Origin of the sequence: Lacihabitans soyangensis, from assembly GCF_024343775.1 — a bacterium.
Classification (GTDB): domain Bacteria; phylum Bacteroidota; class Bacteroidia; order Cytophagales; family Spirosomataceae; genus Leadbetterella; species Leadbetterella soyangensis.
Map to the genome: position 1 here is coordinate 1 of NZ_RJUF01000052.1, position 12200 is coordinate 12200.

The following is a 12200-nucleotide window of genomic DNA, read 5'->3' on the forward strand; positions in this document are numbered from 1 at the left end:
TATGTACAAAACGCCCCTTCGACAGGCTCAGGGAGACAAACGTTGTCAGTCTGAGCTTAACGAAGCCCCGTCTTTTCCAAACTGAGTGTAATTTTTAGCGTACAAAACCAAATTTTCCCAATCTCTTTCAATCAAAGCAATCTTTTTCCTTCTACTCCAACCTTTTAGTTGTTTTTCTGTGGCTATGGCTTGACTAACATCAGAAAATTCTTCAAACCATTTCAGTTCTACTGGTCTTTTGTTAAATGTGTATGCATCTTCATTAACTCCAAATTCATGTTCTTGGAGTCTCCTTTCCAAATTGGAGGTCATGCCTACATAAAAAGAACCATCCGAGCATTGAAGAATATAGGTGTAGTAAGTTTTCATAAATGGTAGTAGAATTTAGTTTTGAGAGAATGGAAGTTAAAAAGTGAGCCTATCCAAAGCCCTTATAACTATTCTCCCAAACTCAAGCCTTCAAAGCAGCCAATTCACCTTTCACAAAATCCATAAGTTCAGCTATATAAGCTTTCGAGAAGTCGAATTTGATGCCGGCGGCTTCGTATATTTCTTTGATCGTTTTGGTGTAGCCCAATTTTAGTGCGGCCAAATATCCATCGAGACCTGCTTTTGGGTCTTTTTTGTAATTTCTCCAAACACTAATCGCACCCAGTTGGGCCATACCGTATTCGATGTAATAAAATGGCACCTCATAAATGTGCAGTTGGCGTTGCCATGAATATTCTCTAAAATGCTCGAAACCAGACCAATCGGTAACATTGTCTGAAAACTCTCCATTTATTCGCATCCAAGCCGACTTTCTTTCATCTTCCGTATGGGTCGGATTTTCATAAATCCAATGTTGGAATTTATCTACCGTCGCTATCCATGGCAATGCGGCCAAAATATCTTCGAGATGTTCTATTTTGGCTCTTTTGAGGTCTTTTTCATTTTCAAAATACGTATCCCAATGCTCCATTGAAATCAATTCCATACTCATAGAAGCCAGCTCAGCTACTTCCATGGTTGGGTTGCGGAATGCGTTGATAGGCAGATTTCTCACCTCAAAGGAATGTATCGCATGACCGCCTTCATGCACCATCGTCACCAAATCCCGCACACTGTCGGTGGCATTCATAAATATAAAAGGCACTCCAATCTCTTCTAAAGGATAATTATAACCACCCGGAGCCTTTCCTTTGCGTGATTCTACATCAAAATGCCCCATTTCACGCATGATTTTGATATATTCTGACAGTTTGGGATCTATTTTTTCGAAGCAAACTTCGGTTTTGTCAAGCAGTTCTTTTCCGTTTTGGAATGGCTTTAGAGCCGGTCTTCCTTCGGCATCCACTTTCAAATCCCATGGTTTCAATTCTCCAAGTCCAAGCTTTTCTTTGCGTTCGGTAGTCATTTGATTTACGATTGGCACCACGGTTTGGGCTATGGCTTCATGAAAAGCAAAACAATCGACAGGAGTGTAGTCAAACCGACCCATGGCTGCAAACATGTAATCTCTGAAGTTCTCAAAATCAGCATTGAGAGCTTCTTGATGGCGTAGATCGCGGAGTTCATTGAAAATCACGTCTAGTTTGACTTTTTCACTATATCGTCTTTCCGAAATTTTTCTCCAGGCATTTTCTCTGGTTTCACGTTTTACGGCTTGTAAGAAAGTGGCGGCCTTGGGCATTGTCATTTCTTCACCATCAATTTCGACGGTCATGGAACCTGTAACGCTCTGATATTCTGTTTGTTTTAGCTGTATTTTGGTGTCAAGTTCGATGTTGGCTTCACGAAAAATTTCTACGGATTTTCGCAGACCTCTGAGCATAATTTCGTACCCACCACCCGAGAGTTGGTATTTTTCGGCTAGAGCGAGTGACTTTTTATTGAGCTCATCAGAAAACATTGCGGTGTTAGGTGAAATTTGTTCCACAAAAAACTGATAAGCCTTCTGATTTTCTTCATCAGAAGTATCACAGGTCATTTTAATATATCGCCAAGCCATGTTTTCCGACAAATATGACTCTAACTCGCTTCTATCTTTGAGCCATTTTTCAAACTCTTCCTTAGAATTTACCTCTCTGCTTTTCAGATTTTCATAAAATGGTTTTACTAAATCCCAGGATTCTAATTTAAAATCTTCTCCTAAAAATTGTCTTTTTCTACGCTCTAATATTCTGTTGCTCATATTCTTTGTTTTCAGGTCGCAATTTAAGAATTGAATTGCAAGAGTTGAATATTTGTTTTTTGGAAACATCAAAATTTTCGTGGCTAACAACATTCTCTTCTTGTACATAAATGTAAATCCTGACCATATTCCCAAAATCATTTTCTACTTTTGCACCATCATTTTTTCGCTAAGTTTAAATAAAATATGACAACTCATACGCTCAAATTAAAAAAGCCTATTGCCTTTATTGACCTCGAAACTACTGGCATTAATATTTCTAAAGACCGAATTGTAGAAATTTGTATTGCAAAAGCAAATATTGATGGTTCGGTAGAAGTGAAAACCAAAAGGGTGAATCCGGGTATGCCAATTCCGCTGGAGACGAGTTTGATACACGGCATTTATGACGAAGATGTAAAAGATGAGCCTACCTTTCGTCAGATGGCGAAGTCACTTTCTCAATTTTTGGATGGCTGTGATTTGGCAGGTTTTAATAGCAATAGGTTCGATATACCGATGTTGGTAGAGGAATTTTTGAGAATTGACACCAATATTTTTGACCTAAAAAATCGTCGTTTTGTAGATGCTCAAAAGATTTTCCACTTGATGGAGCCACGCACACTCGGTGCAGCCTACAAGTTTTATTGTGGTAAAACGCTCGAAAACGCCCATAGTGCTGAGGTAGACACCTTGGCTACACTCGAAGTAGTTTGTGCTCAGGTAGAAAAATACGAGGGTGTAAAAATGAAGGACGCTGCAGGTGTGGAATATGAGCCAGTAAAAAATGATGTTGAAATACTTCATAAATTAAGCTCAAACAATTTGGTGGACTTTGCCCAACGCATGATTTTAAACAATAAAGGTGAAGTGGTGTTTAATTTTGGAAAAAATGCAGGTAAAAAGGTGGAGGATGTACTCACCAAAGAACCTCAATATTACGATTGGATTATCAACAATGATTTTCCGCTAGATACCAAAAGAAAACTTACGGAGATTAAAATCAAAATGAAAAGATAGGCTTTTTGATTGATTAGTGTTATTTTTGCGAAAATTTAAAAACCTTACAAACATATGTTTGAAAGTTCTATAGACCGAGTACCAGACGTTTTTATGCAAGTTCCTTTGGTGAATTTCGTGCTTTTAGCCACGATGCTCTTCACTATTGGAATCGTAGGCGTTTTAATCAGAAAAAATGCCATCATCATTTTTATGTCTATTGAGTTGATGCTCAATGCAGTAAACCTTTTGCTAATCGCTTTTTCTTCATACAGGTCAGACCCCAATGGACAGATTTTTGTGTTTTTTATAATGGCTGTAGCTGCTGCCGAGGTGGCCGTTGGATTGGCTATTATAGTGATGATATTCAGAAACATAAAAACCATAGATATCAGTTTACTTAACAGACTGAAGGGATAAAATCAAAAATTTACAATTCTTATGACACCAATAGCTCTGATTCCCTTGTTTCCATTGATCGGTTTTTTGATAAATGGATTAGGGTTTGGAAAAATATCAAAATCATTAGTCCCGATTATAGGAACTGGTGCTTCGTTGCTTTCATTTGCTTGTGTTTTATTAGCCTATTTACAGTTTGATGGCACTCCAGTTGTTGTAAATTTATTCGATTGGATCACAGTTGGCGACCTCAACATCAAATTTGCATTTCAGTTAGATCAACTTTCGTTGATCATGCTTTTCGTCATTACAGGTGTGGGTACACTCATCCACCTTTATTCGGCTGGCTACATGAGTCATGACGAAGGCTATGGTAAATTCTTTGCCTACCTTAACCTTTTCTTGTTCTCTATGATTCTTTTGGTTCTTGGAGCCAACTACCTCATTATGTTCATCGGTTGGGAAGGAGTAGGTCTTTGTTCATATTTACTCATTGGATTTTGGAACAAAAATACAGACTATGCCAATGCTGCCCGCAAAGCGTTCATCATGAACAGGGTAGGTGATTTAGGTTTTTTGGTAGGTATATTTTTGATTATTCAGACTTTCGGTACTTTAGAATATCTTGAGGTATTTGAGAAAGCCAAAGGATTTCAAATAGGTGATGGAATTATTTTGGCTATCACATTCGCTCTTTTTGTTGGAGCCATGGGTAAATCAGCTCAGATTCCATTGTTTACTTGGCTTCCAGATGCGATGGCAGGTCCAACGCCAGTTTCGGCATTGATTCACGCAGCTACCATGGTTACCTCGGGTATTTACATGATTGTTCGTTCAAATGTTCTATATAGTCTTTCGCCTGCGACCTTAGAATTTGTAGCTTGGATTGGTTTGGCAACCGCCTTGCTTGGAGCTACGATTGGTCTTTTTCAAAACGATATCAAAAAAGTATTGGCTTATTCTACAGTAAGTCAGTTGGGCTATATGTTTTTGGGTCTTGGAGTAATGGCCTATTCGTCGGGTCTATTCCATGTTATAACTCATGCGTTTTTCAAGGCTTTGTTGTTTTTAGGAGCAGGTAGCGTTATCCACGCCATGAGTGGCGACCAAGACATCAGAAATATGGGTGGACTTTGGCCAAAAATTAAAATTACGGCCATTACATTCTTAGTCGGAACTATTGCCATTAGCGGTATTCCTCCTTTCTCAGGCTTTTTCTCAAAAGACGAAATCTTGGCTCATGTGTTCGAGCACAATAAATTGATGTGGGGATTAGCCCTTCTTGGCTCTTTTATGACTGCTTTTTATATGTTCCGATTGTTCTTCGTAACATTTAAAGGTAACTTTAGAGGCACACATGAGCAGGAGCACCATTTACATGAGTCGCCTAGCAGTATGACTTTACCACTAATCGTATTGGCGGCATTGTCAATTATTGGTGGAGCAATTGGTTTTCCGGAGATATTCCATTTCCCTCATAAATTGAATGAATTCTTGAGTCCGATTTATGAAGGAAGTAAATTGGTAAATCCAGAGTTCGGTGTTATCCATATTGACCATGCAACAGAGTGGATTTTAATGGGAGTTTCTGTTTTGGTAGCAGTAGTGGCTATAGTTTTTGCTTTCACGGTTTATGGCAATGGCAAAAATGTTCCTGGTTCCGACGAATCTATGAGTGGAATCAAGAAAGTGGTTTATGACAAATATTATATTGACGAATTATACAACAACGTATTTGTAAACCCAATATCATCACTTTCGAAGTTTTTTGGAAATGTTATTGATAACAAATTCATCGATGGCATCGTGAACAATGTTGGAAGTTTGGTAAATCAGACTAGTGCACAAGTTAAAAGATTACAAGTAGGAGGCACAAGCAGCTATTTGTTGTTCATGACAATCGGAATCATCCTCTTGTTAGTATACAGTTTAGTTCCTGGTTTGTTCGAATCCCTTAAGTCGGTTATTAAGTAAAAAATCAATTGAAAAGCACCCTATGTTAACGCTTTCGCTATTTCTTATACCATTGATTGCAGGTTTGGTTTTGTTGAATATCAAAAACAAAAGCCTTGCGTCAAGTATTTCATTAGTAGTTTCTTTCATTCAAATAGCTGTTTTTGTATATGCTTTTAGTGTATTCAAAGATAACTCGGCCCTTTTGACCTTTGACAAACCTTGGTTGTCAGACTTCGCCATAAGATTTCACCTTGGTCTGGATGGTTTGTCCTTAGTTATGGTTGGTCTGACAGTAGTTTTGGTGGCTATTATTCTTTTGGCTATCAAAAATCTGAATTACGAAAATATCCCTAGACTTTTAGGCTTGATATTACTAACCGAGGCTGCATTGGTGGGAGTGTTTTCGGCAAAGGATATATTTTTATTTTACTTCTTTTTCGAATTGGCGTTGGTACCCGTTTATCTTATTGCTAACTTTTGGGGTGGCGAAAATTCTTCGAAGATTACTTTCAAAATGTTTGTTTACACGGTTTTTGGAAGTTTGTTTATGCTGATATCTTTTGTTTTGTTGTACATGAGAGGTCAAAGTGCTGATATAGAGTCTATCAAAGTGACGGTTTCCTTACTTCCAAACCTCATCAAGCAAATTCTATTTTGGGGTCTGCTTTTAGCTTTTTCTATCAAAATGCCGATTTTCCCATTCCATACTTGGTTGCCTGATGCTTACAGCAAATCTCCAACGCCAGCAACAATGTTGCTTTCAGGATTGCTTTCGAAAATGGGTGTTTACGGTTTAATAAGAATCTTACTTCCTTTTGCTCCATCAGGTGTTCAGATGTATGGAGAAATCATCATTATTTTGGCGGTGGTTGGATTGGTTTACGGTTCTATCATAGCCATCAAACAAAATGAAATCAAGCGTTTAATAGCTTACTCATCATTTGCTCACATGGGGCTTATGGCAGGAGCGGTTCTGACTTTGAGTGTTACTGGCTTACAAGGTGCTATTTTTCAGATGGTAGCCCATGGATTTAATGCAGTTGGCTTATTTTATATCGCCAAAATCATTTTTGATAAAACAGGAAGCAGAAGTCTAACAACGCTTGGAGGTATGACCCAATCAGCTCCAGTGCTCACAGTTATGTTTATGGTGGTTTTACTAGGAAGCGTTGCTCTTCCTTTGACCAATGGCTTTGTGGGTGAATTTTTGATGTTAAAAGCTGTTTTTGATTTCAATCATGTTATAGGAATCGTGGCCGGATTAAGCGTTGTTTTCGGAGCTGTATATATGTTAAGATTTTTTCAGAAAACCATGTACGGTCCATCAAACGACAGCACCATCAATATTACCGATATAGGGGCCAAAGAAATGATGGTATTGGTACCAATAGTGATTGTTGTGTTACTTACAGGAGTTTTTCCAAATCTCATTTTGGATATAAGTGGCTCATTTGTAAATAGTTTAGGAGTTTTAAATAAATAATTTTATTAGGTATATACCGAAAGAAAATATATAAGATATGTATCCAATTATAGTTTTTTCAGTTTCAGGTTTGTTGATGCTTTATCTCGGCTTATCTGTTTCCAAAAAAAGTTTACTTCCTATCAACTTAGGATTTTTGATAATAGGTTTATTGTCAAACTTCATTGATTGGAACGCTCCTGGTTTGTATTTCAACAATATGTTGGAGGTGAGTAATACGCTCATATTGGTACAAAGTGTTGTTATTTTGGCGGCAATTCTTGTTGCTGGTTTAAGTTCAAAATTGTTTGAAGATGCCATTGATCATCCAGCTGAATACTATGCACTCATGCAGTTTGCGGTTGTGGGTGCACTTATAATGGTGAGTTTCCAAAACCTCATTATGCTTTTTGTGGGTCTAGAGATACTTTCGGTGGCCTTATACGTTTTGGCTGGTAGTGATAAGCGTAATCTAAGAGGAAACGAGGCTTCTATCAAATATTTCTTGATGGGTGCGTTTGCAACTGGAATTTTACTCTTCGGTATCGCCATGTTCTATGGTGCTACCGGTTCATTTGATATAAATAGCGGTAGTTCAGTAGCGAATAATCTTCCAGAAGGTAAAATTTTCTTCTGGATAGGGTTGATTTTCATTTTCATAGGTTTGTTGTTCAAAATCTCTGCCGCACCGTTTCATTTCTGGACAGCGGATGTTTATCAGGGTTCGCCTACCATTTTTACGGCATTTATGGCGACCATCGTAAAGACGGCTGTTATTTTTGCTCTTTACCGCTTGGCAGTTTATAGCTTTAGCTTTGAATATGACAATTGGTCGAAGTTTTTGGTTATCATTATTGGTTTGAGTATGCTGATTGGTAATTTAACCGCTGTTTATCAATCTAATTTCAAAAGGATTTTGGCCTATTCTAGTATTTCACAAGCTGGATTTATGCTTTTAAGTTTAATTGGTTTAGGCGAGCAGTCTTTTGGGAATCTCGGATTTTATACCCTTAGTTATGCGTTTGCAACTATCTCTGCTTTCGGGGTATTTTTAATCGTTTCTAACGACCAACTTGTGGATGGAAGACCAAACGAAAACATCAATGTTTTTAATGGCCTTTTCAAAAGAAATCCTGATTTGGCGGTTATTCTTTTGATTTCGATGCTTTCTCTTTCTGGAATTCCACTTACATCCGGTTTCTGGAGCAAATTCTTTGTTTTGAATGACGCCGCCACCAAGGGCTATCTTTGGATACTGATCGTGGGTATAGTTATGTCAGCGGTTTCATTGTATTATTATTTCAAGCCAATCAGAGCTACTTTTGGCAGTACCGAAAGTGAGTCTATCACCGTTTCGTCATTAGCCAAGGCTACGCTTTATGTCTGTGGAGCAATGACAGTTCTATTGGGAGTAGCACCTAATTTGTTTAGAGGTTTATTTTAAGTTTAAGATTAGATATTGTTTAAAAAGCCTGCAACAGCGGGCTTTTTTTATGGATTTTTCTCTAAAAATTATCTTTTTTCTATAGGGTGCTGCACAAAAACAAGAATTTTAAAGAAAATTTTAAGAATTTTTTAAGAAGTTTTGCATCAAAACTTAAAATGTTCTTAAATTTGTAATGTCTTATAACAATAAACAATCTAAGAAATGAAAAAAGTATTTGGAATTCTTTTCGTTGCAGGTATGGTAGCTTTCGCTTCATGTACTTCTGCTACTGAAGCTACTGAAGATGCAGCTGCTGCTGTAGATTCTGCTGCTACTGCTGTTGATTCAGCTGCTACTGCTGTTGTTGATTCAGCTGCTACAGTTGTTGATTCTGCTGCTGCTGCGGTTAAGTAATTAGCATTGCTAAAGAAATTGAGCCTTATCTTCGGATAGGGCTTTTTTTTTGTCTAAATTTCCGATTCCTCCATTTATATTTATAAGATGCTTAATCGTAGTATTGCCCCTGATTTTATTCCAACTCAAAACCTATCACTTCCGTGTGTGGTTAAGGTTATTGACAATTCCGGCGTTCAGTTTTTTTGTTTGAAAAACCCTAATCTGGAAGTTTTTAGATTGGAGATTGTTTTTAGAGCGGGTTCGTATTTCGGACAAAAGTTTGCACTTTCATATTTTACCTCAAAATTGCTTTCGGCAGGTACAATGAGTAAAAATGCCAATGAAATTGCCGAAAGTTTTGAGCGATTGGGTGGTTTTTTAGAGGTGAGTCAAAACCAGGAGCGATTGGTGGTCACACTTCATGGATTGAGTAAGTTTTTTGAGCATTACTTGCCAGATTTGGCAGAAATTGTTTTCTATCCAACCTTAACTTTAGAGGAACTGGATATTCAGAAAAAGATTGCCACTCAGTCATATTTGGTAAATATTGAAAAAACAGTAACTGAGGCCAATAAAATATTCAGGGAAGGGTTGTTTGGAACTGATCACTCTTTTGGTAAAACCTTACAGCCGTCTGAAATCGATATAGTTTCACAGTCAGAAATTGTTGATTTTCACTCTGAATTTATAAAAAATGCCAGTTTTAATGTTTTCTTGACAGGCAATTTTTCTGACAAAGATGTTGATTCCGTTCAGACTTTTTTTCAGCAAAAAACATTGGTTTTTAAGCCTTCAGTTATATCATCACCGGGTTTGAATGATGTTTTTAATCTGAAAATTGATAAGCCAGAAAGTGTGCAGAGTAGCATACGCTTAGGAAGGAGAATGTTTAATAGACATCACCCCGATTTTTTTAAGTTTCTTGTCTTTAATACTATTTTGGGTGGTTTTTTTGGAAGTCGACTCATGAAAAATATTCGTGAGGAGAAGGGATTGACTTATGGCATTTCGTCGTCTATCGTACCATTGGCTAACGAAGGTTATTGGTCCATCGGTGCGGATGTAAAAAAGGAGAATGTGCCCATGGCATTGGAAGAAATTCAAAAAGAGATAGATGTTCTTAAAAATCAGCAGGTGTCTGAGGGCGAACTTAGCTTAGTCAAAAACTACATGAAGGGTTCTGTGTTGAGCAGTACCAATACAGTTTTTGACATTATGGATAAGCACAAGGCTATTTTACATGAGAATTTGCCCGAAGATTTTTACAATACCATGCTGCAACGAATTGATGGTGTTTCGGCGGATGAAATACAAGAAATGGCCAATATGTACATGCAAGATTTGTCGACGGTAGTGGTAGGTTAATTACAAATATTATGGCAAGAGTTTTGGCAATAGATTATGGCAAAAAAAGGACGGGCTTGGCGGTTACAGATCCCCTGAAAATCATTGCCACGGCTTTGGAAACGGTTTTGACGGTAGATTTGCTAAAATATTTAGTGGAGTATATGCAGAAGGAAGAGGTAGAGCAGATTGTACTAGGTTTGCCAGTAAATTTGAATTCGCAGGATACAGACATAACTGCAGATGTTCGGAAATTTGCCGATATTTTGAGAACCCAGTTTCCCGCAATTCCTGTGCATTTTTACGATGAAAGGTTTACATCTAAAATGGCTCTGCAAAGTATGATTGACTCAGGAACTAAGAAAAAAGACAGAAGAGAAAAGGGGAATTTAGATAAAATCAGTGCAGTAATTATCCTCCAATCGTTTCTTAGTTCAAATAAATTCTTTTAGAGAACAATCTAAGTACCTGATATCTGCAGTTGGTAGCGACTTCCGTAATTTTGTGGCCAAGGTTTTGCTTCTGATACCTGATGCACAGTAAAGGATTGTTGTAACATTTGCTCGGATGTCTTCTTTTTCCAATTCATCCATTGGAATATTTTCTCCACCAATATTGAATTCTTCGTGTTCGTAAGGTTCTCGTATGTCTATCAGATATATATTTTCTTTTGCAAGTGCATTAAACTCGTCTTTTGTTAGGGCAAAACTTTCTTTCGTTTTGCTTGCACAAAAAGCCTCATAGTCTATTAAAGCACTTATCTTCGGTCTTTCGGTATTCTTGGTGAGTTTAAATTTCCTGAAAGTCATGCTTTGGAATTCAACTACCAGTATTTCGTTGAAAAGAGGGCTTTCAATGTCACAAATTATCTTAAGAGCCTCTACGGCCTGGAGACTTCCTATTACACCAGCTATGGGCCCTAAAACTCCGCCTATGGCACAGTTTGGTGCGGTTTCTGGGTTTGGTGGCGTGTTGTAAAGGTCGCGGTACGTACATGAGCCTTTATAGTTAAAAACAGACACTTGTCCTTCGAATTGGTGAATGGCTCCATATACAAACGGTTTGTTCAAAATCTCGCAGGCGTCGTTCACCAAATATCGGGTCGGAAAATTGTCGGATCCGTCCACTATGAGGTCAAATTCTAAGAAAATTTCCAGGGCGTTTTTAGAAGTTAATTGAGTATTATAAGATAGAACCGTCACATTGGGGTTAAGTGACTGTATTCTATGTTTAGCGACTTCTATCTTTTGTTGGTCAATATCCTTGGTTTCAAAAATAATTTGACGGTGTAGGTTTGAGAGTGAAACGGTATCAAATTCAATAAGACCGATGGTTCCGACACCAGCCGCCGCCAGATAACTCAAAACAGGCCCACCAAGGCCACCGCAGCCAATAATCAGCACTTTGGCCTGACTAAGCCTTTGCTGCCCTTCCAAGCCCATTTGTGGCAGAATAGTCTGCCGGGCGTATCTTGAATAGTATTCTTGCGTCACATTACCTTATTTAATGGTAAAAATAGGGAAAAGTATTTAATTGTTAATTAGGCCGAGATGCGGGAGTGGGTTAAATGTATTTATTCCGAATTATTGATTTTTTTTGGAATTCTAGAAATTATAATGCAAACATTTTAAATTTCCGATGTTGAAGCCTATTTTACACACCTACGAAGGAATAGCCTTTGATAGCTAACTTAAATCCAAATATTTTCTTTAAAATTATGCTGCTCTTTTATAAACATATTCTGGATTAAAAGGTGTTTTAGTTCTTACAACTGCATACATCTGATGAATCAATTTGTTTTTCACATTATTCATTGCCACAAAACCTTTCTTTCCTTCTGTTTTCTTTCGGTCAAAATATTCCTTCATTTGCTGGTTAAACCGTATGGCTGCCATTGCTGCTATATGAAAAATGCCTTTTAGCTGCTTATGAGAATAACAATTGACGTGAAAACCACCGTTAATACTACTTCCAGAGCTTATTTCAAATGGAGCAACTCCTGCCAAAGAGGCAAATTTACGAGCATTAAATTCCTCTGAAAAGTTCCTGGAATATACAATTACCCA

Annotated in this window: 12 protein-coding genes; 8 read left to right on the top strand and 4 right to left on the bottom strand. The window is 37.7% G+C overall.

Annotated elements, in window-relative coordinates:
- Positions 1–45: 45 nt before the first annotated feature.
- Together EGI31_RS13590 and EGI31_RS13595 are read right to left on the bottom strand one after the other, a co-directional pair.
- A complete protein-coding gene (locus tag EGI31_RS13590; protein WP_255037774.1) occupies positions 46–369 on the bottom strand; it encodes a GIY-YIG nuclease family protein in 324 nt (107 codons plus the stop codon).
- An 82-nt stretch (positions 370–451) separates the two neighbouring features.
- Positions 452–2173: a M3 family oligoendopeptidase gene (locus EGI31_RS13595; RefSeq protein WP_255037775.1), complete on the bottom strand. Its 1722-nt coding sequence runs from the start codon at positions 2171–2173 to the stop codon at positions 452–454.
- Positions 2174–2359: 186 nt separating this feature from the next.
- On the opposite strand from EGI31_RS13595, the gene EGI31_RS13600 reads away from it, so the two are divergent.
- From EGI31_RS13600 to ruvX, 8 genes are all read left to right on the top strand, one after another.
- The gene (locus EGI31_RS13600; protein ID WP_255037776.1) at positions 2360–3172 is read left to right on the top strand and encodes a 3'-5' exonuclease; all 813 of its coding nucleotides are present in this window, start codon (positions 2360–2362) and stop codon (positions 3170–3172) included.
- 54 nt (positions 3173–3226) lie between these two features.
- On the top strand, positions 3227–3571 hold the full coding sequence (nuoK, locus tag EGI31_RS13605; RefSeq protein WP_310586215.1) for an NADH-quinone oxidoreductase subunit NuoK: 345 nt from the start codon (positions 3227–3229) through the stop codon (positions 3569–3571).
- Positions 3572–3592: 21 nt separating this feature from the next.
- Complete coding sequence (nuoL, locus tag EGI31_RS13610; protein ID WP_255037777.1) at positions 3593–5524, top strand: NADH-quinone oxidoreductase subunit L; 1932 nt, start codon at positions 3593–3595, stop codon at positions 5522–5524.
- A 22-nt stretch (positions 5525–5546) separates the two neighbouring features.
- Positions 5547–6989, top strand: coding sequence for a complex I subunit 4 family protein (locus tag EGI31_RS13615; RefSeq protein WP_255037778.1), 1443 nt, complete (start codon positions 5547–5549; stop codon positions 6987–6989).
- 37 nt (positions 6990–7026) lie between these two features.
- Complete coding sequence (locus EGI31_RS13620; protein ID WP_255037779.1) at positions 7027–8412, top strand: NADH-quinone oxidoreductase subunit N; 1386 nt, start codon at positions 7027–7029, stop codon at positions 8410–8412.
- Positions 8413–8652: 240 nt separating this feature from the next.
- Positions 8653–8808: a hypothetical protein gene (locus EGI31_RS13625; protein ID WP_255037780.1), complete on the top strand. Its 156-nt coding sequence runs from the start codon at positions 8653–8655 to the stop codon at positions 8806–8808.
- A gap of 87 nt (positions 8809–8895) precedes the next feature.
- Complete coding sequence (locus EGI31_RS13630; RefSeq protein ID WP_255037781.1) at positions 8896–10155, top strand: M16 family metallopeptidase; 1260 nt, start codon at positions 8896–8898, stop codon at positions 10153–10155.
- An 11-nt stretch (positions 10156–10166) separates the two neighbouring features.
- Positions 10167–10586: a Holliday junction resolvase RuvX gene (gene ruvX / locus EGI31_RS13635; protein WP_255037782.1), complete on the top strand. Its 420-nt coding sequence runs from the start codon at positions 10167–10169 to the stop codon at positions 10584–10586.
- On the opposite strand, the gene moeB is transcribed toward ruvX, so the two are convergent.
- Complete coding sequence (gene moeB, locus EGI31_RS13640) at positions 10569–11627, bottom strand: molybdopterin-synthase adenylyltransferase MoeB (RefSeq protein WP_255037783.1); 1059 nt, start codon at positions 11625–11627, stop codon at positions 10569–10571. The genes ruvX and moeB overlap by 18 nt on opposite strands.
- A 222-nt stretch (positions 11628–11849) precedes the next feature.
- On the bottom strand, positions 11850–12200 hold a 351-nt coding region (locus EGI31_RS13645), incomplete at its 5' end, for a transposase (RefSeq protein ID WP_255037784.1).

Coding starts and splice junctions, on each gene's coding strand:
- EGI31_RS13620 (WP_255037779.1), top strand. CDS start 7,027: ATGTATCCAATTATAGTTTTTTCAGTTTCAGGTTTGTTGATGCTTTAT.
- ruvX (WP_255037782.1), top strand. CDS start 10,167: ATGGCAAGAGTTTTGGCAATAGATTATGGCAAAAAAAGGACGGGCTTG.
- EGI31_RS13600 (WP_255037776.1), top strand. CDS start 2,360: ATGACAACTCATACGCTCAAATTAAAAAAGCCTATTGCCTTTATTGAC.
- nuoL (WP_255037777.1), top strand. CDS start 3,593: ATGACACCAATAGCTCTGATTCCCTTGTTTCCATTGATCGGTTTTTTG.
- EGI31_RS13625 (WP_255037780.1), top strand. CDS start 8,653: ATGGTAGCTTTCGCTTCATGTACTTCTGCTACTGAAGCTACTGAAGAT.
- EGI31_RS13590 (WP_255037774.1), bottom strand. CDS start 369: ATGAAAACTTACTACACCTATATTCTTCAATGCTCGGATGGTTCTTTT.
- EGI31_RS13615 (WP_255037778.1), top strand. CDS start 5,547: ATGTTAACGCTTTCGCTATTTCTTATACCATTGATTGCAGGTTTGGTT.
- EGI31_RS13630 (WP_255037781.1), top strand. CDS start 8,896: ATGCTTAATCGTAGTATTGCCCCTGATTTTATTCCAACTCAAAACCTA.
- nuoK (WP_310586215.1), top strand. CDS start 3,227: ATGTTTGAAAGTTCTATAGACCGAGTACCAGACGTTTTTATGCAAGTT.
- EGI31_RS13595 (WP_255037775.1), bottom strand. CDS start 2,173: ATGAGCAACAGAATATTAGAGCGTAGAAAAAGACAATTTTTAGGAGAA.